The sequence below is a fragment of the Peptostreptococcus faecalis genome (genome assembly GCF_900240845.1).
Classification (GTDB): domain Bacteria; phylum Bacillota; class Clostridia; order Peptostreptococcales; family Peptostreptococcaceae; genus Peptostreptococcus; species Peptostreptococcus faecalis.
In genome coordinates, this window is sequence record NZ_OERU01000012.1 from 1 (window position 1) to 21,757 (window position 21,757).

29 protein-coding genes are annotated in these 21,757 nt (G+C 32.1%); all 29 read left to right on the forward strand.

Annotated elements, in window-relative coordinates; all coding sequences use genetic code 11:
• Positions 1-308 precede the first annotated feature (308 nt).
• The 29 genes from C0982_RS09460 to C0982_RS09595 all read left to right on the forward strand — a co-directional run bounded on the left by C0982_RS09460 (position 309) and on the right by C0982_RS09595 (position 21,753).
• Positions 309-902: a nucleoside 2-deoxyribosyltransferase domain-containing protein gene (locus C0982_RS09460; RefSeq protein ID WP_207653249.1), complete on the forward strand. Its 594-nt coding sequence runs from the start codon at positions 309-311 to the stop codon at positions 900-902.
• Between the two features lie 3 nt (positions 903-905).
• The gene (locus tag C0982_RS09465; protein WP_101773976.1) at positions 906-1,214 is read left to right on the forward strand and encodes a hypothetical protein; all 309 of its coding nucleotides are present in this window, start codon (positions 906-908) and stop codon (positions 1,212-1,214) included.
• 2 nt (positions 1,215-1,216) lie between these two features.
• Positions 1,217-1,492 carry a hypothetical protein gene (locus tag C0982_RS09470; RefSeq protein WP_101773977.1) on the forward strand — a complete coding sequence of 92 codons (276 nt, stop codon included), beginning with the start codon at positions 1,217-1,219 and terminating at the stop codon, positions 1,490-1,492.
• 8 nt (positions 1,493-1,500) lie between these two features.
• A complete protein-coding gene (locus tag C0982_RS09475) occupies positions 1,501-1,833 on the forward strand; it encodes a DUF1064 domain-containing protein (protein WP_101773978.1) in 333 nt (110 codons plus the stop codon).
• 11 nt (positions 1,834-1,844) lie between these two features.
• Complete coding sequence (locus tag C0982_RS09480) at positions 1,845-2,246, forward strand: single-stranded DNA-binding protein (RefSeq protein ID WP_101773979.1); 402 nt, start codon at positions 1,845-1,847, stop codon at positions 2,244-2,246.
• 12 nt (positions 2,247-2,258) lie between these two features.
• Positions 2,259-2,861 (forward strand): hypothetical protein, encoded by a 603-nt coding sequence (locus C0982_RS09485; RefSeq protein WP_101773980.1) that lies wholly within the window; start codon positions 2,259-2,261, stop codon positions 2,859-2,861.
• Between the two features lie 5 nt (positions 2,862-2,866).
• A complete protein-coding gene (locus C0982_RS09490; RefSeq protein WP_101773981.1) occupies positions 2,867-3,445 on the forward strand; it encodes a hypothetical protein in 579 nt (192 codons plus the stop codon).
• A 20-nt stretch (positions 3,446-3,465) separates the two neighbouring features.
• Positions 3,466-3,960: a hypothetical protein gene (locus tag C0982_RS09495; RefSeq protein WP_101773982.1), complete on the forward strand. Its 495-nt coding sequence runs from the start codon at positions 3,466-3,468 to the stop codon at positions 3,958-3,960.
• A 318-nt stretch (positions 3,961-4,278) separates the two neighbouring features.
• Positions 4,279-5,673 carry a hypothetical protein gene (locus C0982_RS09500; protein ID WP_101773983.1) on the forward strand — a complete coding sequence of 465 codons (1,395 nt, stop codon included), beginning with the start codon at positions 4,279-4,281 and terminating at the stop codon, positions 5,671-5,673.
• Between the two features lie 239 nt (positions 5,674-5,912).
• Positions 5,913-6,302 carry a phBC6A51 family helix-turn-helix protein gene (locus C0982_RS09505; RefSeq protein WP_101773984.1) on the forward strand — a complete coding sequence of 130 codons (390 nt, stop codon included), beginning with the start codon at positions 5,913-5,915 and terminating at the stop codon, positions 6,300-6,302.
• The gene (gene terL / locus C0982_RS09510) at positions 6,292-7,695 is read left to right on the forward strand and encodes a phage terminase large subunit (protein WP_330399829.1); all 1,404 of its coding nucleotides are present in this window, start codon (positions 6,292-6,294) and stop codon (positions 7,693-7,695) included. The genes C0982_RS09505 and terL overlap by 11 nt, the downstream gene beginning before the upstream one ends.
• Before the next feature lie 12 nt (positions 7,696-7,707).
• On the forward strand, positions 7,708-9,063 hold the full coding sequence (locus C0982_RS09515) for a phage portal protein (RefSeq protein WP_101773986.1): 1,356 nt from the start codon (positions 7,708-7,710) through the stop codon (positions 9,061-9,063).
• Positions 9,053-10,582, forward strand: coding sequence for a polymorphic toxin type 50 domain-containing protein (locus C0982_RS09520; protein WP_101773987.1), 1,530 nt, complete (start codon positions 9,053-9,055; stop codon positions 10,580-10,582). The genes C0982_RS09515 and C0982_RS09520 overlap by 11 nt, the downstream gene beginning before the upstream one ends.
• Complete coding sequence (locus tag C0982_RS09525) at positions 10,575-10,766, forward strand: hypothetical protein (RefSeq protein ID WP_101773988.1); 192 nt, start codon at positions 10,575-10,577, stop codon at positions 10,764-10,766. The genes C0982_RS09520 and C0982_RS09525 overlap by 8 nt, the downstream gene beginning before the upstream one ends.
• Before the next feature lie 59 nt (positions 10,767-10,825).
• Positions 10,826-11,059 carry a hypothetical protein gene (locus C0982_RS09530; protein WP_101773989.1) on the forward strand — a complete coding sequence of 78 codons (234 nt, stop codon included), beginning with the start codon at positions 10,826-10,828 and terminating at the stop codon, positions 11,057-11,059.
• Positions 11,060-11,202: 143 nt separating this feature from the next.
• The gene (locus C0982_RS09535; protein WP_101773990.1) at positions 11,203-11,760 is read left to right on the forward strand and encodes a phage scaffolding protein; all 558 of its coding nucleotides are present in this window, start codon (positions 11,203-11,205) and stop codon (positions 11,758-11,760) included.
• A gap of 15 nt (positions 11,761-11,775) precedes the next feature.
• The gene (locus C0982_RS09540; protein ID WP_101773991.1) at positions 11,776-12,720 is read left to right on the forward strand and encodes a hypothetical protein; all 945 of its coding nucleotides are present in this window, start codon (positions 11,776-11,778) and stop codon (positions 12,718-12,720) included.
• A gap of 14 nt (positions 12,721-12,734) precedes the next feature.
• Entirely contained in the window at positions 12,735-13,130 is a 396-nt protein-coding gene (locus tag C0982_RS09545) for a hypothetical protein (protein ID WP_101773992.1), read from the forward strand.
• Entirely contained in the window at positions 13,127-13,495 is a 369-nt protein-coding gene (locus tag C0982_RS09550) for a hypothetical protein (protein ID WP_101773993.1), read from the forward strand. Before C0982_RS09545 ends, C0982_RS09550 begins: the two co-directional genes overlap by 4 nt.
• A complete protein-coding gene (locus tag C0982_RS09555; RefSeq protein ID WP_101773994.1) occupies positions 13,495-13,941 on the forward strand; it encodes an HK97 gp10 family phage protein in 447 nt (148 codons plus the stop codon). The genes C0982_RS09550 and C0982_RS09555 overlap by 1 nt, the downstream gene beginning before the upstream one ends.
• Positions 13,938-14,369, forward strand: a complete 432-nt coding sequence (locus C0982_RS09560; RefSeq protein WP_101773995.1) for a phage tail terminator family protein — start codon at positions 13,938-13,940, stop codon at positions 14,367-14,369. Before C0982_RS09555 ends, C0982_RS09560 begins: the two co-directional genes overlap by 4 nt.
• Positions 14,356-14,547: a hypothetical protein gene (locus C0982_RS09565; RefSeq protein ID WP_101773996.1), complete on the forward strand. Its 192-nt coding sequence runs from the start codon at positions 14,356-14,358 to the stop codon at positions 14,545-14,547. Before C0982_RS09560 ends, C0982_RS09565 begins: the two co-directional genes overlap by 14 nt.
• Positions 14,547-15,863, forward strand: a complete 1,317-nt coding sequence (locus C0982_RS09570; RefSeq protein ID WP_101773997.1) for a phage tail sheath subtilisin-like domain-containing protein — start codon at positions 14,547-14,549, stop codon at positions 15,861-15,863. The genes C0982_RS09565 and C0982_RS09570 overlap by 1 nt, the downstream gene beginning before the upstream one ends.
• 10 nt (positions 15,864-15,873) lie before the next feature.
• A complete protein-coding gene (locus tag C0982_RS09575) occupies positions 15,874-16,356 on the forward strand; it encodes a phage tail tube protein (RefSeq protein WP_101773998.1) in 483 nt (160 codons plus the stop codon).
• A 27-nt stretch (positions 16,357-16,383) separates the two neighbouring features.
• Positions 16,384-16,791 (forward strand): phage tail assembly chaperone, encoded by a 408-nt coding sequence (locus tag C0982_RS09580; RefSeq protein WP_101773999.1) that lies wholly within the window; start codon positions 16,384-16,386, stop codon positions 16,789-16,791.
• Between the two features lie 56 nt (positions 16,792-16,847).
• Positions 16,848-16,979 (forward strand): hypothetical protein, encoded by a 132-nt coding sequence (locus tag C0982_RS10820; RefSeq protein WP_278336049.1) that lies wholly within the window; start codon positions 16,848-16,850, stop codon positions 16,977-16,979.
• A 358-nt stretch (positions 16,980-17,337) separates the two neighbouring features.
• Positions 17,338-18,378: a cell wall-binding repeat-containing protein gene (locus tag C0982_RS09585; protein ID WP_101774000.1), complete on the forward strand. Its 1,041-nt coding sequence runs from the start codon at positions 17,338-17,340 to the stop codon at positions 18,376-18,378.
• A 66-nt stretch (positions 18,379-18,444) separates the two neighbouring features.
• Positions 18,445-20,898 (forward strand): tape measure protein, encoded by a 2,454-nt coding sequence (locus C0982_RS09590; RefSeq protein WP_101774001.1) that lies wholly within the window; start codon positions 18,445-18,447, stop codon positions 20,896-20,898.
• 15 nt (positions 20,899-20,913) lie between these two features.
• Positions 20,914-21,753 carry a phage baseplate protein gene (locus C0982_RS09595; protein WP_101774002.1) on the forward strand — a complete coding sequence of 280 codons (840 nt, stop codon included), beginning with the start codon at positions 20,914-20,916 and terminating at the stop codon, positions 21,751-21,753.
• Positions 21,754-21,757: the final 4 nt, after the last annotated feature.

Sequence of the window (21,757 nt, forward strand, 5' to 3'; positions counted from 1 at the left end):
GAGAAAAAAGCGACGAGGAACTCAATGAAATGGTGAGAAAGCTGCAAAAGAGATAGTTTTAGGGATCTTAAAAGAGGTGAAAACTATGAAAAATAAAGATTACAAGGTTGCTTTTAACAGGTGCGAGCACTGTGAGTCTGATATGCTTGCTATTGGCAACAGGCGAGGGAATTATCTTGTCCAGTGCGTCCATTGTGGGACGATAACGCATACAAAATTTATTAGAAAAGATAATTTGTCGAAAAGAAAAAAGATGTTGCTATTACACCAACATAAGTATTATTTAGAGGGATAAAGGAGATTGGATTATGAAGGTATTTTTAGGCGGAACTTGCAATAATAGCACATGGAGAGATGAATTAATCCCGATGCTTACAATTGATTACTTCAATCCAGTTGTTGATGACTGGACAGAAGATTCTATGGAAGAAGAGAGGGAGCAAAGAGAACTTTGTGATTTTTGTTTATATACAATTACACCTGAAATGACAGGAGTATATTCAATAGCAGAAGTTGTTGATGATAGTAATAAAAAACCAAGAGAGACAATATTTTGTTTATTGGGTAATGCTGATAACGGATGGACTGAAGGCAAGTACAGATCGTTAAATCAAGTTGGTGAAATGGTAAAAAGAAATGGTGGGAAATATTTCAAGAGTTTAGAAGAAATAGCAAAATATTTAGAAACTGAAAATGAAAGAATTGACTCAATGATTAACGGAATGAAATTTAAAAAGGGCGATAATGTAAAAATAATTAACAAAAAAATTCGTGAATATGGCGAAATGGCTATTATTACAAATGCTTACATTGAAATGAATAGAGAGTGCTACATTATTGATTTTAAAAGCACTTCTAGCTTGATGCTTGTATGGAAGGATGACATAGAAAGGATTCATTAAAAAATGAATAGAGCAGAGAAAAGAAGAAATGACAGGAACAAAAAGAAAAAGCGGTTTTTGACAGATTCAGAAATTGAAGAAATCAAGAAAAAAGCAACAGATGATGCTATCGATACAATATTTGGGATGCTATTTATTTTGCCATTATCTGTATTGAGAGAGCAAGGCTGGGGCAAGGTAAGGCTACAGCGATTTAACGACAGCCTAACGGACAAGCTAAAAGAAGTGGAATCAGGGGAGTTAGATTTAAATAAAGTGATTGACGATATGAGAGATAATTATGGGATTATCTTTAAATCAGAGGAGGAGTAGAAATGAGAATAGATATAAAGCCAAATAAGAATAACATAAAGATAGGAGATATAGTGAATGATATTAGTGGCAATATGTATTTACTTGGGATTGAAGCAGATGATGGATATCTTACTCTAGTAAATTTAGCAGATGGAATATGTGAAGTAACTCCATTTTGCAAAGATGAAATAAATATATTACTAAAAGATGAAGGGCTATTACTAACGGCTAGAGGCGAAGATATAAGAATATCGGATTCAAGAAATATACGTGGCAATTATGATGACATAGCATAGGTGAGTATATGAAATATAACAAGTACGGAAATAAGAAAGTTGAAATAGATGGGATAAAGTTCGATTCAAGAAAAGAAGCTAATAGATATGCTGAATTGAAGCTACTAGAAAGATGCAGAGATATAACTGATTTAGAGTTGCAGCCTAGATTCTTACTTCAAGATAAATTCAAACATAATGGTAAAGCTATTAGAAAGGTTGAGTACGTAGCAGATTTTATGTATAAAAGAGATGGTGAAATTTACGTTGAAGATGTTAAGGGAATGAAAACAGATGTGTATTCGCTGAAAAAGAAATTGTTTCTAAAAAAATATAGTGAATATATATTTAAAGAAATATAAGGAGTAAATATATGAATAATGTAGTTTTGGTTGGAAGAACAACAAAAGAACCTGAACTTAAATATATACCAGGTTCAGGCACACCAGTAGCGAGTTTTACGATAGCTATTGATAGAGATTATAAAAACAAAGATGGCTCTACTACTACTGATTTTATACCAGTTGAGATAATGGGAAAATCAGGAGAATATGCAGCGAATTATATAACTAAAGGAACTCTAGTAGGGGTTCAGGGATCAATTAGAGTAGATAAATATGAAACTCCTAATGGAGAGAAAAGAAGCTTTACAAAGGTAGCAGGTATGTATGTTCAGAAACTAGAGAAACGTAGCGAGAATGAAGACGGTAACGGAGGAAATACAGGAAACAATCAAGCACAGTATTCAGCTGTAGATGATGACGTACCATTTTAGGAGGTATTAATAATGCCAATAGTGACATTAAGAGGATTAACAGAACAATATAACATTTCGATGCATACGTTAAAAGCTCTTAGAGAAAAAGGCAAACTTAAACTAGGATACGGTGTAAGTGGAAAGGGAATTACGTGTAGCAAAGAAGAACTACTTGAAATAGATAATACACTTAAATTATTCAGAAAGAACTCAATAAAGGAATTAAAAGAGTATGTAGAAGATACACAGAGTAACATTCTTAAATACTTAAAAAGTGGAGAAATAAACTGTGGCATAAATGTGTGTGGTGTTTGGTCTTTTTCAGATGGAGATATGGAAGTTATGAGGCTCTATGTAAGAGAGAGGCAGAAAGAAAGAGCTAAGAAACACGGAAAAAGAAAAGATGAACAAATAAATACGGCAAATCAATTGAAGTATAAGGACTTAGAAATAGGCAAAAAATATAATATAAGAACTATTACTTACAATGGAAGAGATAAGAACTACACATCAGAAGGAACAAAGAAGTTGGTAGGGATATACAAGCACCATTTATTATTTGAAACAACAATAGCAGGTAGACCAATAAGGGAAAGTTATTCAAATAATAGAAGATTATTAGAAATAAGGTAGGAGTGATGATTAAAAAGCAGAAACTGAAAGAACTTGTCGGACAAGAACCCATAATGGAAGAATGTGTAAGAAATAGAGCGAGGGCAAAAAGGAGTGAGTCTGCAACTTTAGGAGTGCGAAAAATGGAAAAAGAAGATATAAAAAAGATTGAAGATACCATTAAAGAATACAAAGGAATGGAAAGGTTAATAAATCATTATGAATTAGATATTATGGAATTAGAACACAATGTTCAAGGCTATAAGTCAGAATCATTATATGCTGGCGAATTATTTAAAAAAGATAAAAAATATAGCACAGTAGAAAATGAAATCATAAGAAAAGAAAGGAAGTTAGAAGAGCTAAGAAGAGATAAAAAGCTATTAGAGATATCTAAAAAAAGAATGGACCTAATAATAAATAAACTTACAGAACAAGAAAAAAAAGTGTTTGAAGCAGAATTTAGTCCAAAAGGATATATCACTAAACGTGAAAAAATATATAGGTTGAACTTTGGCAAAGATACATATTACAAACATAGAAAAAATATGCTAGAGAAATTATATGAAGAATTAGATTTACATATATGGAATAGAGATATATAAAAAATAAGGTAGGTGAAAAGATGGCTGAAATCAAGGATGAAGAATATGAAATAGTGAAAAAGTGGCTGTATGATTATAAAGGATTAGAATCAGACATTAAACAATATGACCTACAAATTGAAGAAATAAAAAACGATATAACTGGATGCAGTGGTATATCATATGAGGGAGAAAAGTTAGCTCCTACTTATAATATAAGTAAGACAGTAGAAAATGAAGTATTAGATCGTGAGAAAAGAATTGAAGAAGTTGAGGCGAAGAAAAGAAAGATGATAATACATAAAAAGAAAATGGATATAGCAATTAACAATCTTGACTCAGACCAAAAGATATTGTTTGATTATGAATTTAAAAAAACAGAAGGAAAGCTAAGTATAGATGTAATTTCAAATAGAATGGGAATAAGCAATAGTACTTTTTATTCAATAAAGAATAGTATTATACTAAGCGTTATTAATAGCTTAAACCCTGACAGAACTCTTAGATTTATAGAAAAACAGTTCAAAATGCTCTAGAGTAAGATTTTCAGAATAAAATCACAGGAATTCTGGGGATATTAAGTAAAAAATGGTGCTATAATGGTATTATGGAAAAACTGAAAAGCCAGTTTTCCTCCGAATATATTTTAATTAATGCGTTTCATTAATGGGAGAGGGCTAGCTATGGCTCTCTCAAATTAAGTCTTCATATGTTCCTCCTAGGAATATTTTATATTAGAGAACTTATTAATTTAGGTTCTCTTTTTTATATGATTTAACTATGGAGGTTGCAGAGATTGTTTTCCTTTGGTATGATATATTTATAAAAATAAAACATAATTGGGGGACGTGTTTGTGATTAACTGGCATAATATATATAATGATTTCATAATTCAATTAAAGAACATCGAAAACATGTATTTAAATAGTGAAACAAAATTAGAGATAGAACAAGTATTATCAAAGGATGTAAAACAGAAACGTTCGATAGGAGACGCTCTTTATTATGAAGTTTCACCTATTATTTATAGAATTTTGCTAGAAAGTAGAGAGCATGATTCTAAGGAGAAATCTGGGGAAATAACGAAATTATATGAAATGACTGATAAGTTGATGGAAGCTAGCCAGTATAGTAAATTTATATATGAAAATTTTGAGATAAAAAATGACGAAGTAATAATTAAAAATGATAATGAGGCGGCAATTAAATTCTTTACAAACTGTTTTGCAGAATCTAATGTGTTAGGGGAGATTTTGCATAAAGAAAAACTTAAGAATATAAATGTATTAGTTAACTTATGCATAATTTTTGAAAATATGTGCTCTAAACTATTGAAAACATATTATTTGAATGGTAATGACGTGAATTTAATTGAAAATAAAAGCCTATCGTTTAAAGAATTGAAAAAATTTGATGATATAGAAGAATCAAGAGTATTTTTAGTAGATTCCGAATTAGATCGAATGTTTAGGGAATCTTTTGTAAAATGGTATAATGAAATTAAAAAGGTTACAAATATAGAAAGTAAGATAAAAAAGATAGATGATGAAAAAATAGAAAGCATAAATGAATTATACCAAAGACGAAATTTATTAGTGCATGCTGATGGAATAGTAAATAGCCACTATATAAAAAATGTGGATTTTAGGTATGTTAAAGAAATAAAAAAAGGAATTGATATAAATCATTACAATAATAAAGAATATTTGCTTGAGAAGATGAAGACTATAGAAGAAGTTGGTACATATATATTTTGTGCTTTTCTTATGTCTATAGAAAAAGATAAAAGTGATATTTTTAATATAATAAATAAGGAACTCCTAAAAAACATAAAAAGGAATAATAATGCGATTCCTGAAATATATAAGAATATTAGAAATGATAAAAAATATGATGAATTTGATAAAATGTTGGCAGAAATAAACTATTATCTATTTTTTAAGGTAAATAATAAATATAGCGAAGTAGAAGAAGAGTTAGAAAAATATAATGTTCGAGGAAAAGGTGATGAATTCAAGATAGCTAAAAAAATATTACAAAATTCAGATGATTGTGTGGAAACAACTATTAAATATTTAGAAAAATTGGATACGAATGAATTCTTTGGTACAATTTCTTGGCCTTTGATGAAAGTATTAGAAAATAAAAGAGAGTACAATATCTATTGCAATAAAAGAATAAACAAAGAAATTGGAATTGAAGAGAATACAGTTTTAATTACGTCTGCATTGGATAATACAAGTATATAGCAAATTATTATGATAAGGAGGAATAAGTAATGTTAAATAATAAAAAAAATTATAAAGAGAGAACAATCAGAGAAATAATAGAAGGAATGAAGAGAGTCAATTAAGGCTCTTTTTCATTGCAATAAACCGCCCACCTACCATTAGTAGACGGGGTAATAGATTGCGTTGATACTAAAATATCAACGCGATTGGGTAATAAAAAAAGTCAAGAAAAGTCAAGTTTGAGAGGGGGTGCGTAGATGAGTACTAAGATGGAAAAGTGTGTGTTTCTAATGGTTAGAACTAGTTTAACACAAAGAGAAATAGCAGAAGAACTTGACGTAGCAGAAGAAACAGTTTCACGCTGGAAAAATAAGGACAAATTCAAAGAAATGAAGTCGGAAGAAGAAGAGTCTTATTTAGGAGAATTAGTAGCTCCTTCAATCAGAACTATGCACTCTCTTTTAAATGCAGAAAGTGAACATGTTAGATATAGTGTTGCAAGCAATATATTAGATAGAACAGGATATAAACCTACTGAAAAACGAGATGTGAATGTTCAAGCAGATGTAAAACAACAGCATTTAGATCCATTTAAAGAAATGACAAAAGAAGAATTGTTAAAGCTGGCTGGTGCTGATGATGGTTAAAAAAGAAATACAGAAAAGGGCAAAGATTGAACTTGCAAGGCGTGAGTTCTTTTTTTATTGCAACTTAAAAGCACCTAACTTTTACAAAGAAAATAGGCAGTTTCTAGTGGACTTATGCAATGACCTACAAGGGTTTTATGAGCAAGATGAATATGATGTATTGATTATAAATGAACCACCCAGACACGGAAAGTCAAGGACAGCAGGTTGTTTTGTAGAGTGGATACTAGGAGAACATCCTGAAGAAAAGATAATGACAGGGTCGTATAACGAAACACTATCAACTGTTTTCTCTAAGAATGTTAGAAACACAATTCAAGAGGAAAAAGCAGATGAAAGCAGAGTTGTATATACTGATATATTCCCTGATAGAAAAATAAAAAAGGGTGATGGATCAATGAACCTGTGGAGCTTAGAAGGTGGATATAATAACTACCTTGCTACATCACCTACAGGGACAGCAACAGGTTTTGGAGCTTCACTTTTAATTATAGATGACTTAATAAAAAATGCAGAAGAAGCATATAACGAAAATGTAAAAGAAAAACATTGGGATTGGTTTTCTAATACCATGTTATCAAGACTAGAAGAAGGCGGAAAAATAATTATAATAATGACACGTTGGGCTAGTGATGACTTAGCAGGTAGAGCTTTAGAAGAATTTAAGGAGCTTGGATATAAGATTAAACACATTAATATGAAAGCCATGCAAGATGACGGAACAATGTTGTGTGAAGAAATACTTAGCAAAAAATCATTTTTACTTAAAACTAAAGCAATGGGTGAAGATATAGCAAGCGCTAACTATCAGCAAGAGCCTATTGATATAAAGGGTAAATTGTATGAGTTAAAGACTTATAGCGAACTGCCAGAACTGAAATACATATATAACTATACTGATACAGCTGATACTGGAGATGATTACCTATGTAGCATTGATTATGGAGTTAGTCTTGATAATGAGGTGTATATAATTGACGTTTTATACACAAAAGAACCAATGGAAATAACAGAGAAAAAGCAAGCTAAGATGATGCATAAAAATGGTGTAAATAAATCAACTATAGAATCGAATAATGGCGGCAGAACTTACGCTAGAAATGTTGAAAGGATAATGAAAGATGAACTTAAAACTAATAAAACAGTTATAAGGTGGTTTCATCAATCTAAAAACAAGCAAGCAAGGATACTATCTAATTCAAGTTGGGTAAATCAACATATTTATGTGCCTGAAACATGGAGAAATAAGTTTCCAGAATTTGCAAAAGATGTTATCAAGTATCAGAAAGAAGGAAAGAATAAGCATGATGACTGTGCGGATGTACTGACTGGGATAGCAGAAACAGCACTTAAATCATCAGGAGTTAAAGTTCTTAAATCAAAGAGGTATTAAGGAGGTGAGAAGTTGGAATTAAAAGAATTGATAGAGCGAATAAAGAAATACAGAAGTAAAATAGATAAGTTTGCAACAGGCAAAAAATATTACTTAAATAAGTCTGACGTGTTAGACAAAGGCGTTAACGGTGATACAGTAACTAAGATTAAAGATGATATCTTGAGAAATGCTGACAATAGAATAGCACATAACTTCCACCAAATACTTGTAGATGAAAAAGCAAGTTACTTGTTTTCAGATGAGCCTACAATAGATATTAATGATAATAGGGAGAACAACGAAAGCATAAGAGAATATGTGGAAAACCAATTATCAAGAATGCTTAAATCATTATGCATAGAAGCTTCTAATTGTGGTTTAGCATGGTTACATTATTGGGTTAATGATAATGGTCTATTTAGATACGCAAAAGTAAATGCAGAAGAAATAGTGCCGATTTATAATGATGGATTGGGACTTGATAGAAAGCTAGAAGGTGTTATTAGATATTATCAAAGAGAAGATAAAGAAGACAACGAAGAGAAAAAAGTATATTTTATTGAGTATTGGACTGATACTGAAATGGTGAAATATAAGCTTAAAGAGTTAGAAGATAATACTGATATAGAAACTATAAAGATAACTCATACGTTTGGTAAAGTTCCTTTCATTAAGTTTGCAAATAATGAGTTTGAAACAAGTGATTTAGATAAATATAAAAGCTTAGTAGATTTATACGATAGGGTAATGAGTGGTTTTGCTAATGACTTAGAAGATGTACAACAAATATTATATATACTTGAAAATTATGGTGGTGAAGATTTAGATGAGTTCAAGGACAATCTAAAGAGATATAAGGTGCTTAATCTTGATACTGACCCACAAACAGGCAAAGGCGACTTTAAAACTATGCAGATAGAAATACCAGTCGAAGCTAGAAAGGTAATCCTTGAAGAACTTAAAAAACAGATATACGAAAGTGGACAAGGACTACAGCAAGATAGCGAGAAGGTGGGAAATGCTAGTGGAGTAGCTCTTAAGTTTTTTTATAGAAAATTAGATCTAAAAGCAGGACTATTAGAAACTGAATTCATTCCATCTATCGAAGAACTCATAGAACAGATATGTAAATACAAAGGTATAGCTATAAGCAAGATACAGATATATATACATAGAAACAGAATATCAAATGACTTAGAGCTTGCTCAAATAGCACAGCAAAGCGTAGGCATTGTTCCTATGAAGATGATACTAACACATCATCCATTTGTAGAAGACGTGGAAGAAGCAATAAAGCTTCTTGAAGAAGAAAAAAAGAAAGATATACAAACTCAAGCAGAGATAGACTATGAAAAACAGCTTGGCGGTGGTGTAGTTGAAGAATAGCAAATACTGGGCTGACAGAATGAAAGCCTTAGAAGAACATCTACATAAAAACACCACAAGTACTGCTGAAAGAATAAGAAAAATCAATAAAGATTTACAAGTATCTCTACAAAAAGATATGTGGTATTGGTTGATGAAATTTGCTGATAACAATGAGCTCAATTATGCTGAAAGCAAAAAGTTACTCAATAGCGAAGAATTAGCTGAATTTAAATATACTGTAGCAGATTATATTAAAATGGGAAAAGAAAATGCAGTCCATGAGAATTGGCAAAAAGAGTTAATCAATATGAGTAGTAGATATCATATATCAAGGCTACAGGCAATGCAGACAGCTTTAAGAAACTATACAGAAAACTTTGTAGCACTAGAGGAAAAAGAAATAAGCGAGAACATAATAGATAACTTAAAAGAGAGTTATTATAAAAATGCTTATGAGATTGCAAAAGGAACTAATGTAGTTACTGATTTATATATGCTTGATAACAACATGATAAGTCAATTTATCCATAAACCTTGGACACCTGATGGAATAGAGTTTTCAAAAAGAATATGGGGTAAACATAGACCAGAACTTGTTGACTTTTTGGATAAGAAACTTACTCAAGGACTAATAAGAGGAGAACATCCTAAAAAGTTAGTAAGCGAACTTGCAAAGGCCTTTGATGTTAAAAAAGACCATGCTAAAACTCTTTTATATACCGAAACCGCACACTTTCAACAAAAGGCACAGGAGATGTGTTTTAAAGATTTAGAAGTAGAGAAATATCAGATAGTAGCAACACTTGATATAAAAACATCTGATCTATGTAGAAGTCTAGACCATAAGGTATTTGATGAAAAAGACAGACAGGTAGGAATAAATGCTCCACCGTTTCACATACGGTGCAGAACTACTACAGCGCCGTATTTTGACGATATGGAAGATGTTGAAAGAATGGCTAGAGATAAACATGGTAAGAGCGTTAGAGTCAAAGATATGAGCTATAATGAATGGTATGACAAATATGTTAAGAGTGATCCTGAATATCTAGCTAAAGAGAAGGCTTACAAGAATAGATTTTCAGATAGAGAACAACATAGAAAATACAGAAAAATACTAGGTAAAGATATACCTCAAAGCTTTGATAAATACCAAGATTTGAAGTATAATAATAGTAAGGATTGGAAAGATATTAAGCTTAAATATCAGATAAAGACAGAGTATAATTTAAATATCCATGATGGACGTCAAGGAAAGCATATAAAAGGACATAATAACTATGAAGGTAAGAGCTATTTATTAGAAAATATTAATCCTCAAGAGCTTGTAAATAAGTATGCTGGTACTGGAGAGATAAGAAGAAATGCTAATACAGATAAGTGGATGGAAAAACAGTTCTTTTATCATGATAAGCCGATAGGATACGACGTTGATAGTGAAACGAAAGAAAAAAGTTTAACTAAATATTTCTCAATATCATATTCCAAGAGAAAGGGAACTCATATAATGCCAAGAAAGGAGACTAAAAATGATTAGCATAGAAGATATGAAAAAAGCTGAAGGCAAAGATGTGAAAATTATATTCACTGGTGGAAATCAATTTGAAGGTAAATGCACATACTATATGCGACCAGAAGATGAAGACGAAGAGCCAACATTGTTCATAGGAGAAGATAAATTTGCACTTCAATCAGAAATAGAAAGTATAGAAATATTATAAAAAGCGCTTAGACAATTAGAGTTTAGGTGCTTTTTTAATACAAAAAAGGAGATTAGATTATGAAATTAGCAGATGTAGAACTAGATTTTAATTTTAATATTGGAGCCAAGAGAGAGCTTAATTTAAAAATAAACGGAAATAAAATAGAATGCGTAAAAAGCTTACAAATAAACATTCCAGTAGAAGAAGTTCCAACAATGACAGTAGAGTTATATATGGATAGTTTAAATATAGCTAAAACAGATAGTGACTTGGATGTAATTATGGATGCTCTTACAGAAAAGATTAAATAAAGAGTTAAAGTAAATAAGTCCTAGATAAGACTTTAAAAGGTCTATTTTTTATGCAAATATTTTGGTTTACTGATACCTAAAAATCAGACTACAAGGACACAGCAACGTCCTAAAACGCTTATGTAGAAAAGGAGATAAATACCATGAAGAAAGAACAGTTAATAGAATTAGGATTATCACAAGAGCAAATAGAAGGTGTATTTAAACTAAATGGATTAGATGTAGAAGCTGAAAAAGCTAAAAATAAAGAATTAGAAGAACAATTAAAGACATCTAATGACAATTTAAAAGAAAGAGATAAGCAACTTGAAGATTTGAAAAAGGTTAATCCTGATGAATTAAAGGCAACTATTGAAAGTCTAAAAGAAGCTAATAAGCAAAAAGACGAGCAATATGCAAAAGAAATAAAAGAAACTAAGTTTAATAGTGCCTTAGACATGGCTTTGACTGGTGCAAAAGCAAAAAATAACACAGCAGTAAAAGCAATGTTAGGAATTGATTTAGATACAGCAGAGATTGACGAAAATGGAAGCATAAAAGGACTGAATGAAAAAATAGAAGCTCTTAGAGGGACAGATGGATATTTATTTGATACTACAGATAACTCCAGTAGCAATAGTCCATATACTTACACACCTAGCGGAACAGGTGGGAACACAGACGATTTAATAAAATCAGAAATAGAAAATATGTTTAAATAAAAGGAGATATAGATAATGCCAAATATTATAGAATACACAAAATTATACGAAAAGAAATTAGATGAACACATATTACAAGCAATGGTAACAGGTTGGATGGATTCTAACGCAGGACAAGTACAGTACAATGGTGGGAATGAAGTAAAAGTGCCAATCATGACTATTGACGGACTGGCTAATTATGACAGAAGTCAATCAGGCGGATATGTTGGTGGAGATGTCAATTTAAGATATCAAACACTAACAATGACACAGGACAGAGGAAGAAGCTTTACAATTGATGTCAGAGATGTGGACGAAACAGGCGGTGTCTTAATGATAGGCAAGATGATGAAAGAGTTTCAGGGCACACAGGTTGCCCCTGAAATAGACGCATATAGACTATCTAAGTTAGCACAAGTAGCAATGAAACATAAAGATAATAACGAAAGCGGATATACACCAAAGAGTGACGATGTAATCAGAAAAGTAAAAGAAGGAATCAAGAAAATAAGAAAGACTGGCTACAGCGGACAGTTAGTAATCCATATGAATTATGACACATTAAATGAATTTGAAATGGTTAAACCTACAGTAGCAAATACAGTTACATTTACTGTAAATGGTGTAGAAACTAGAGTAAATCAGATAGATGGTTGTCCTATAATACCAACTACTGATAACAAAATGATTACTGAAATAACTTTAAATGACGGAAAAACAGCAGGGCAAGAAGCAGGTGGATTTGCCCCTACAGATAGTGCAGTGCCAATTAACTTTTTGATAGTTGCTCAGACTACGCCACTAGCAATTACTAAGATAGATACAATGAGAATCTTTGATCCAAACACAAACCAAAAAGCAAATGCTTGGTTAGGCGATTACAGAAGACACCATGATTTATGGGTTTTAGAAAACAAAGAAAAAACTATCTACGTAAATACAGGAGTTAAGGCAACAGAACCAGCTAAAGCAAAGTAGCAAGGAGGTAAGCCATGGAGTGGAAAGAGGATATAGAAGCTATAATTAATATATTGAACAAATATTTAAAGTTATATGGAATTGAGGATTCTTTTTCAGAGTTATCTCTAGAAGTTAAAGTGGAAGAACATATTAGATATGTGATTGAATACTGCAATAGAGAAGATTACCCTAGTGAACTCAATTATGTAGTTGCTATGAGAGTTCTAGGCGATTTATTAGGCTCTAAATTCTCTAGTATAGCCGATAGTTCAGATGATGAAAAAGTAGTAAAACAAGTATCAGAAGGTAGCACAACAGTTACCTTCTCTGATGCTGGTGAAAAAGTATCTCTTGATTTGATAAAAAGCTATAAAGGGTATGGGGCTGAAACAATTATTAAGTTCAGAAAAATAAGGTGGAGAAGATGAAGTTAAATCTAAGTAGCGTAAGAAAGGCTTTAGAATTATTGTATGAAGATAAATGTGATATATATGAATACATATCCGTAAAAGATGAAGTAACAAAGAGAAATAAAAGCGAACCAGTTTTAGCGTATTCTCAAATACCTTGTAATCTCGAATATGTTCAAAGCCCTATTACAATCCAAAAAGAAGCAGGAAACATTGAACAAAAGATAAAGCTATTTATTTCACCGAATATCAAAATTAAGCCTAATTCTAAAATTGTAGTTACTCAAAATGGAGTTACTAGAGAATACAAAAATGCTTCTGTACCTGCGGTATATTCTAATCATCAAGAGATAGAACTAGAGCTTACTAAGGAGCGTGCGTAATGGCAAAGCTTGGAGATATGAGTAGCTTTAAAAAGCAGTTTGAACAGTTTAACGAAAAGGTACAAAAGCTTGATGATAAACAAATAGACGTTCTAATAAGAAGCGTATCAAGAAAGATAGCAAGTAGAGTACTATACTATGCAATTAAAGGAACTCCAAGAGACACAGGACATCTAATACGTGGTTGGGGTGGAGGAGTTGAAGCCTCACCTTCTTCCATAGCTAAAAACCTAGCCATAACTGAAAAAGCAGGAGAGTATGTAATAACTGTAAAAAACATGGTTGAATATGCTTCTTATGTTGAGTATGGACATAGAACAAGAGGCGGCAAAGGATGGATAGATGGACAATTTATGCTTAAAATTGCAGTAGATAAGGTTAAAAATAAATCAGCTACATATATTCAAAAAGAAGTTGAAAGAGAACTAAAGAAGGTGTTTAAATGATATCTAAATTAATAGATGCCGTATCAATACAGCTAGATAGCTACTTTGAAGAGATAACAATTTATGCAGATGAGAATAAACAAGACTTTGACGAGCCTTGTTTTTTTATTTCACTAATTCATTCAATGAAAAATAGGATGTTAGGAGGTAGACAAGAAAGGTCATATCCGCTTGATATTAAATACTTTGATGAAAATGCGACTATATCAGAATTAAATGAAATAGGCGATTATCTGTATGAAGCACTAGATTTACTAGATGTAGAAGGAAAATTAATAAGAGGACTAGATATGGAGTACAAAATCGTTGATAATATACTTCATTTTTTTGTAACCTATCCTGCAGTACTTGAGTACGAAAGCGGAAGAATAGATAAGATGCAAGACTTGAAAAATGGAATAGGAGTTGATGTAAATGGCAGAAACTAAAGAAATAAAAAAAACTGCTAGAGAGCTTAGCAAGTTTGAAAAAGGACGAATAATTAGGGCTAATAAATACGTAAGATATATAGATATTTTAGAGATAATTCTTGATGATGATAAAATGTACAGCTTTGCTGACGTTGACAAAGAATTGGAGAAAGCTTTGAAAAAGGAGGTTAAATAATGGCTATAGGTGGAGGAAAGTTTAATGAAATGAACAAGCCACTTGCAGGAGCATATATAAATAATGTTAGTGCAGCAAGGAACTTAAATGGTTTTGGGATAAATGGAATTTCTGTAATAGCAATAGACCATAACTATGGGAATAAGGGAGAATTGCTTGAAATTGAATCGAGCAACTTTGCAGATAAATGCAAAAGTGTACTTGGTTATGATTTATGGGACAACAAATTAAAAGGCCTTAGAGAACTAATTTCTAATTCTATCAAAACTTACATATACATCCTTTCAGAAAATGTAAAAGCTGAAAATGATATTGCCAAAGCTAAGTTTGGTGGAACTAGAGGAAATGATATAAGTATTAAAATATCTCCAAATATAAATGATGAAACTAAAAAAGAAGTCATTACTATGGTTGATAATGTTATGGTTGACAAGCAAATTGTTAAAGCAGCAGATGAGCTGGAAGATAATAAATATATTGAATTTAAAAAAGATGCAACACTGACTGATACTGTAAAGATATCTCTAGCAGGTGGAGCTGATGGAACAGTTACTCTAGCAGACCATCAGGAATTTTTAAATAAAATTGAAACACTTACCTTTAATGCACTTTGTTGTACAGCCACAGATGAAACTCTACAAAATCTATACGTCGCATATACAAAAAGGATGAGAGATAGTGTAGGGCTTAAATTCGCAACAATTATGAAGAGAATACCTAAGGTTACTTATGACTATGAGGGAATTGTGACAGTACTTAATGATGTAGTAGGTGGGATTGGCAGTGAGCTTACTTATTTCACAACTGCACTGTATGCAAATGCAGAGCTTGGTAAATCTAATTTAAATAAAAAGTACAATGGAGAGTTTGAAATAATAGCTGATTACACTCAGCTTGAATTAGCTGACTTTATTACAGAAGGTAAGTTTGTATATCACAGAGTGGGAGATGAGTTTAGAGTGTTAGAAGATATTAATTCTCTAGTTACTTTCACTGAGGAAAAAGGTAGTGACTTTAAAGAAAATCAAGTTATAAGAGTGCTTGATAGCTTAGCCACTGCAGATGCAAATATATTTAACACAATGTATCTAGGCAAAGTGAATATTGATACTGCAGGAATTGAAAGTTACTCGAATCAGATACTTTCTATAAGAGAGGCTTTTTTACAAAATGGAGCTTTGTCAGATTTTGATAAAGAAAAAATAGTTGTAGAAAAAGTCGAAGGAGAAGGTATTAGAGGAGCGATAAAAGTAAGTAGTGCAGTTACTCCAGCAGAATGCTTTAGACAAGTTTATCTGACTAATGTTGTAAGATAGGAGGTAGAATATGGATAATATAAAGAAGATGAATCAAGTTACAGAAGCCGTGGCAGGCTCACAAGGTCAGGCTTTTGTTGAGATAGAAGGAAGAAGATATGTAATGGCTTCACTTAAAAAGTTTGAAGCTAAGTTTAAGACAGAGATAGAAAAGTTAGGGATACTTGGTAAAAGTGGTAAACAGCCAAGACCAGCAGGCTGGGAAGGTACTTGGGAAGCAACACTATACTATAACCAATCAACACTAAGAAAGCTTGCCTTACAGTATGCAAATACTGGTATGCTACCATCATTTACAATACAGATAGTTAATGATGACCCAATGAGTTCATCAACTATTGGAAGAAAATCATATACATTTTTAGATTGTTTCTTTGAAGAGATGACAATGGCAATGTTAGATGTAGATAGTGCAGCACTAGAAGAAGAAATATCAGGTAGTTTTGGTGGGATAAAAGACAACGAAGACCACAAAGATATGACTACAGCTTAAATAATATAAATAAGGGAGAGTAAATATATGAGTAAATTTCAAGGATTTTTAAAAGAAAATGCAGAAAGAAGAGATAAGAAAGAATTAATTATAAGTGATAGGTTTAAAAATGAGGAAGGCAAAGCCGAAGTTTTTGTAATTAAACCAATAAAATTAAGTAGGATAGCAGAACTAAGAAATGAAAATACTACAGTTGATAAAAATGGAAATGAGAAGGTAAATGAAGTAGATGTACAGCTTGACTTAATAGCTGAAAGTGTTGTAAGTCCTGATTTTAAAGACGTTGGACTGCAAGAGAGCTATGGTGTGTTAGGCGAAAAAGAACTGATAAATGAAATGTTATTGATAGGCGAAATAGAGCTCCTTACAAATGAAATAAATGCATTTAATGGGATGAAAGGTTTTAGATCTCAAGTTGATGAAGTAAAAAACTAATAATAGATGGTGACAGTGATGCTTTAATAGCACATTATTGTTTACAGAAACTAAAGATGTTGCCATCTGAAATATTTAAGATATTAAAAGAGCGCGGAAAAGAGTATATTTTCTTATGCGCTAGTGCAGAACTCCAATCAGAAAGAGAAGAAAGAGATAGAAAAGAGGCAGAAAGAAAAATGAAGTAAGTAATTTGACATAATAAAAAGAGTATGATATATTTTGAGTATATAAACTACGATTATGATAGTGTACATGAATATCACATGGACGCAAAAAAGGGAAGAGTTCGCGGCTCTTCCCTTTCTTGTTATCTGTTTTTCTTACGAAAATAATCTAGCATAAGACCCACAATAACTGGGCAGATAATATTAACTAATATTATGATAGTTAAACTGTACATGTATATCACCTCCTTTCGGAGTGTACCTGAATATTATATCATAGATGAAGTGAATTACTACAATTCATTAACAAAAAACAGTTTTCCTATATTAATATGATACAATGAAGTTGAAATTATATTAATATTAGGAGGATTTATATATGAAAAAGATTATATCATTATGTTTAGGTGCGATGATATTTGCGACAAGCATATCTATCTCTAGTGCAAGTGACCTAAATGTAACAAGAATAGCAGGTGGCGACAGATACGAAACTGCTGTGCTCGCAAATAAAAAGTATATGAATAAAGCTGATGGGAATCTAGCTGTTATTGCAAGTGGACAAGACTTTAAAACTGCTTTATATGGTAGTTATATGGCTTCTGCACTTAAAGTGCCATTCTATGTATTACCTAAGAATGATGGTGTATCTAAAGCAGTATTAAGTGAGCTTGATAGCCTTAGTATTAAAAGAGTTTATGTAATGGGCGACAAGGGTGTATTAAGTGCTAAGGTTGATAATACTTTGAAGGCTAGAGGGATTGGGGTTGAGAGGATACATGATAAAGTCGATAACTATAAAAATAAAGTTTACATATGCGACTATGTAGATGGAATTTTATTTAATGCTTTCTTTCCAAACGACATTGCTAGAGGGGACAATATTGGAATTTTGATAAATGATAATAAATTCCCTGATTTGTTATCATCTGTTTCGTTTTCAAGTGATTTAATGAGAACGCATGGATATGGAGTATTTTCAAGTAATGTTCTTTCTGAAAGACAGGAGGGTTTAGAATATTTTTCTCCACAAGCATATATAATAGGTGGATATGATTCAGTTTCAAATAAATTTACAACAGAGCAACCACTGGGTGATGGAACTTACAGAGGAGATAATAGAATATATGGTTCAGACAGATATAAAACAGCAGTAGAAATAGCAAAAGCATATAAACCAGTATTAAATAAAGACATCAAAACAATAGTTCTTGTAAATGGAAAAGACTATCCTGATGCTTTATCATCAAGCCTAGTAGCAACAATGAATAATGGAGCAGTGTTACTTACTCAACCTGAAAAACTAAATGCTGATACAAGGGAATATATAAAAAATAATGATATAAGAAATGTAATAATCGTTGGTGGTACTAATTCAGTATCTAAAACAGTTGAAAATGAATTAAGAAATTTAAAATAGAAAAACTAAGCATCTACAAGTGTAGGTGCTTTTTTAATGCAAATAAAAGAAGAAAGGAGGTAATTTATGGCAGGAATTAGCGCACCAATAACACTACAAGATAATATGAGTAGACCACTAGCTAATATAACTAGAGCGTCAAATATTGCGACTAAATCAGTATTTGGACTAAGTAATGCAGTGAATTCTAATGTAAATACATCACATTTTAGTTCTATGAGTTCTTCGATAGATGGAATGAACAGTGGAATAGTGTCTATGACAGGTAATATTCAAAAGGCAACTAATGAACAAAATGAACATAAAAATAGTATAAATGGTTCTGATAATGCTATGGGCAAGTTAGTTGGAAAAGCTAAGCAATTAGTAGGTGTATATCTTAGTCTACAAGGTCTTAAAAAGGCTATTGATGTTGGGGATGAAGTGTCTAATACAATTGCTAGAATGGATATGGTAGCAGGTAAAACAGGCTCATCAGAAGATTTATTTAATAAATCATATCAAGCTGCAAATAGAGCAAGAGTTTCTGTAACTGACTTAGGTGGTGCAGTTTCTAAGCTAGGACTTCTTGCAGGAGATAAGTTTAAAAACGATAACGAGATAGTCGCCTTTGCTGAAACCTTAAATAAATCTTTTACAGTATCGGGAACAGGAATGCAAGAAAAAGCAGCTGCAATGCATCAGATTTCACAAGCTTTTGCATCAGGAAGACTACAAGGGGATGAATTTGTATCAGTATTAGAAAATGCTCCTATGTTTGCCAATGCACTTAAAAAAGAGTTAAACGGAATAGACATGAAAAAAGCAAGTGCAGAAGGTCTTATTACAACAGATGTCATGAAAAGAGCTGTCATTAGTATGACTGAAGAAGTTAATAAACGTCTAGAGAGTATGCCACGAACCTTTGGAACAAATATGACCATTATGAAAAATAATGCAATTATGGGATTTATGCCAGCATTTAAGGCACTTTCAGGGCTTTGGAACTCTAAACCAGTAAAGGATTTTGTAGATAATTCAAGAGCTATGTTTGAACAGCTAGGTGTAGTTGTTGCAGGTGTAATAAACACTATAACTACAGGAATAGGACTTATTGGTTCGGTATTTGATTCTATTGGTGTAGATATATCAGCCATTTTACCAATATTACTTGCTGTAGGATTGGCTTTTGGAGCATTAAAACTTACAATGACAGCAGTGGCGGTAACTAAGGGAATTTTAACTGCAATGACAACGGCTTATGCAACAGCAAATGCAGGAGCAACGATGAGTATTTGGGCGATGACTACAGCACTGTTTTCATCTCCTTTATTTTGGATAGGTGCAGTACTCATTGGAGTTGCAGTTGCAATGTATCAATTAAGAAACGATACATCTGATTTCGCTGAGGGAGTTAGAATACTTGGCGTGGCATTATTTACTGCAGTAGGGATACTAGGAGTGTATAAACTTGCTGTATGGGCGATTGCAGGAGCCAAAGCTTTATGGGCAGGAGCTACAGCTCTACTTACTACAGCACAAATTGGATTAAACTCAGCTTTATTAGCTTGTCCAATTGTATGGATAATACTTGCAATAATGGCTGTTGTAGCAGGAGTTATACTCTTAGTTCAACATATTTCTTCAATGGCAGGTCATACTATGACTGCAGTTGGAGCAATGGGTGCTATATTTGGTTTTTTAGCTACCTTTGTTATAAATGTTATAGGGAGTATATGGAATAATTTTGCTTCTTTAGTTGAATTTTTAGTAAATGTATGGAAACATCCCAAAATAGCTATACAGAATTTTATTTTAAATATAGCAAAAAACTTTTTGGGACTAGCAAGGAGCGTTACATCATCATGCGATGGAATAGCTACAAATATTGCTAACGCTTTTATAAGTGGTGCAAATATGGCTATCAAAGCAGTCAACTGGATAATTGATGCACTTAATAAAATACCAGGTGTAAATCTCAATAAAGCATCAGAGATAGGAAAGATAACCTCTATTACAAGCTCAATAAAAAAAGCTGAAGATGGGCTCGAAAAAATGATAAAAAATAATACTCCTGATGATTATTGGACAGCTCCAAAATTTAAGGCAACTAATTTACTTGATGGCGCAAAAGCAGGAGAACAATTTGCAGATGGACTAGTTAAAAAAGCTAAAGAAATGTTTGGAGGCTCAAAAGATAAAGACAAAGAAAAAGGAATAGAGAATTTATTAAAAGAGCAACAAAATCCAATCGGTGGAGCAGGTGGAAAAGGTGCTGGAGGAGCAGGAAAAAATCCTCTAAAAGGAATAGAGTCAAATACAAAAAGAACGGCTGATAATACAGAAAACTCTAAACTTGATGTTAGGCATCTTAGAGATATTGCTGAACGTCAGACTATTAATAGATTTACAACAGCTACAATTCAAGTAGAAAACAATATAACATCAACTGATCCTACACGTAATATAGATGGGATAGTAGATGCTATAACAGAGAGAATAACAGAAGATTTAAATATACAGACAGACGGAGTTTATTAGGAGGTGGGTGTATAAATGTATTTTTTCTTTATAGACGGATATAAACTCCCTATCACTCCGTCTAAACTTAACGTAAAGATAGGGAATAACAATAAAACCATAGAACTTGCCAATGGCGGAGACATTAATTTAATAAAATGTGCAAAATTAACAGAATATAGTTTCTCTTTTTTACTGCCATTTAGAAAATATAGCTACAGTACAAATGGAGCAATGCCAAGAGAGATACTAGAAGCTTTAAAGAAAATAAAGCAAGAAAAAAGAATAGTAGAATTTGAAGTACATAGAAAAATGGGCAATGAAACTAGATTTTCTACTTATGAAAAGGTGAGTATAGAAGATTATGAAATAGTTGAGGATGCAGATAATAACTCTGATATAACAGTTGACATAACGCTAAAAGAATTTAGACCATACAAGACAATCCACTTGATTGATCCAAAGAAAAAAAGAGAGGAAAATAATGGTGGAAAAGATGAAAAGAAAAAGGCAGAGAGTGTACCTTGCCATAAACAGCTTGAAATAATAGGTGAAGGCTTAGGAATTAGACAAATGGCTGGTGTTTGGGACGGCAATCCTCAAATAGATAAATTTGTAAAAGGTGAAAAGCCATTTGCATATGCTGAATTTATGGTTGATAAAACACCTTGGTATAAAGTAAAACACTCAAAGCTTAAAGGCGGTTGGGGTTGGATAAGTGGAAATCCAGCATATACAAAAGTATTAAAGAATTTAACTAAGGCAGAATTTGATAAAAGAGAGTTTGATTTAAACTATAGTATTGATACAAAGCTACATAGTTATTCTGATGCAAGAGCTGGCACGCAGAGTGCTAATCCAAATATTAAGTATTAGGAGG

Excerpts from the sequence above, each read along its gene's own strand:
- C0982_RS09490 (WP_101773981.1), top strand. The coding sequence starts at position 2,867 with ATGATTAAAAAGCAGAAACTGAAAGAACTTGTCGGACAAGAACCCATA.
- C0982_RS09480 (WP_101773979.1), top strand. The coding sequence starts at position 1,845 with ATGAATAATGTAGTTTTGGTTGGAAGAACAACAAAAGAACCTGAACTT.
- C0982_RS09565 (WP_101773996.1), top strand. The coding sequence starts at position 14,356 with ATGGCAGAAACTAAAGAAATAAAAAAAACTGCTAGAGAGCTTAGCAAG.
- C0982_RS10820 (WP_278336049.1), top strand. The coding sequence starts at position 16,848 with ATGTTGCCATCTGAAATATTTAAGATATTAAAAGAGCGCGGAAAAGAG.
- C0982_RS09570 (WP_101773997.1), top strand. The coding sequence starts at position 14,547 with ATGGCTATAGGTGGAGGAAAGTTTAATGAAATGAACAAGCCACTTGCA.
- C0982_RS09475 (WP_101773978.1), top strand. The coding sequence starts at position 1,501 with ATGAAATATAACAAGTACGGAAATAAGAAAGTTGAAATAGATGGGATA.
- C0982_RS09460 (WP_207653249.1), top strand. The coding sequence starts at position 309 with ATGAAGGTATTTTTAGGCGGAACTTGCAATAATAGCACATGGAGAGAT.
- C0982_RS09560 (WP_101773995.1), top strand. The coding sequence starts at position 13,938 with ATGATATCTAAATTAATAGATGCCGTATCAATACAGCTAGATAGCTAC.
- C0982_RS09505 (WP_101773984.1), top strand. The coding sequence starts at position 5,913 with ATGAGTACTAAGATGGAAAAGTGTGTGTTTCTAATGGTTAGAACTAGT.
- C0982_RS09595 (WP_101774002.1), top strand. The coding sequence starts at position 20,914 with ATGTATTTTTTCTTTATAGACGGATATAAACTCCCTATCACTCCGTCT.
- C0982_RS09535 (WP_101773990.1), top strand. The coding sequence starts at position 11,203 with ATGAAGAAAGAACAGTTAATAGAATTAGGATTATCACAAGAGCAAATA.
- C0982_RS09555 (WP_101773994.1), top strand. The coding sequence starts at position 13,495 with ATGGCAAAGCTTGGAGATATGAGTAGCTTTAAAAAGCAGTTTGAACAG.
- C0982_RS09550 (WP_101773993.1), top strand. The coding sequence starts at position 13,127 with ATGAAGTTAAATCTAAGTAGCGTAAGAAAGGCTTTAGAATTATTGTAT.
- C0982_RS09470 (WP_101773977.1), top strand. The coding sequence starts at position 1,217 with ATGAGAATAGATATAAAGCCAAATAAGAATAACATAAAGATAGGAGAT.
- C0982_RS09495 (WP_101773982.1), top strand. The coding sequence starts at position 3,466 with ATGGCTGAAATCAAGGATGAAGAATATGAAATAGTGAAAAAGTGGCTG.
- C0982_RS09540 (WP_101773991.1), top strand. The coding sequence starts at position 11,776 with ATGCCAAATATTATAGAATACACAAAATTATACGAAAAGAAATTAGAT.
- C0982_RS09585 (WP_101774000.1), top strand. The coding sequence starts at position 17,338 with ATGAAAAAGATTATATCATTATGTTTAGGTGCGATGATATTTGCGACA.
- C0982_RS09525 (WP_101773988.1), top strand. The coding sequence starts at position 10,575 with ATGATTAGCATAGAAGATATGAAAAAAGCTGAAGGCAAAGATGTGAAA.
- C0982_RS09575 (WP_101773998.1), top strand. The coding sequence starts at position 15,874 with ATGGATAATATAAAGAAGATGAATCAAGTTACAGAAGCCGTGGCAGGC.
- C0982_RS09465 (WP_101773976.1), top strand. The coding sequence starts at position 906 with ATGAATAGAGCAGAGAAAAGAAGAAATGACAGGAACAAAAAGAAAAAG.
- C0982_RS09580 (WP_101773999.1), top strand. The coding sequence starts at position 16,384 with ATGAGTAAATTTCAAGGATTTTTAAAAGAAAATGCAGAAAGAAGAGAT.
- C0982_RS09590 (WP_101774001.1), top strand. The coding sequence starts at position 18,445 with ATGGCAGGAATTAGCGCACCAATAACACTACAAGATAATATGAGTAGA.
- C0982_RS09530 (WP_101773989.1), top strand. The coding sequence starts at position 10,826 with ATGAAATTAGCAGATGTAGAACTAGATTTTAATTTTAATATTGGAGCC.
- terL (WP_330399829.1), top strand. The coding sequence starts at position 6,292 with ATGATGGTTAAAAAAGAAATACAGAAAAGGGCAAAGATTGAACTTGCA.
- C0982_RS09485 (WP_101773980.1), top strand. The coding sequence starts at position 2,259 with ATGCCAATAGTGACATTAAGAGGATTAACAGAACAATATAACATTTCG.
- C0982_RS09545 (WP_101773992.1), top strand. The coding sequence starts at position 12,735 with ATGGAGTGGAAAGAGGATATAGAAGCTATAATTAATATATTGAACAAA.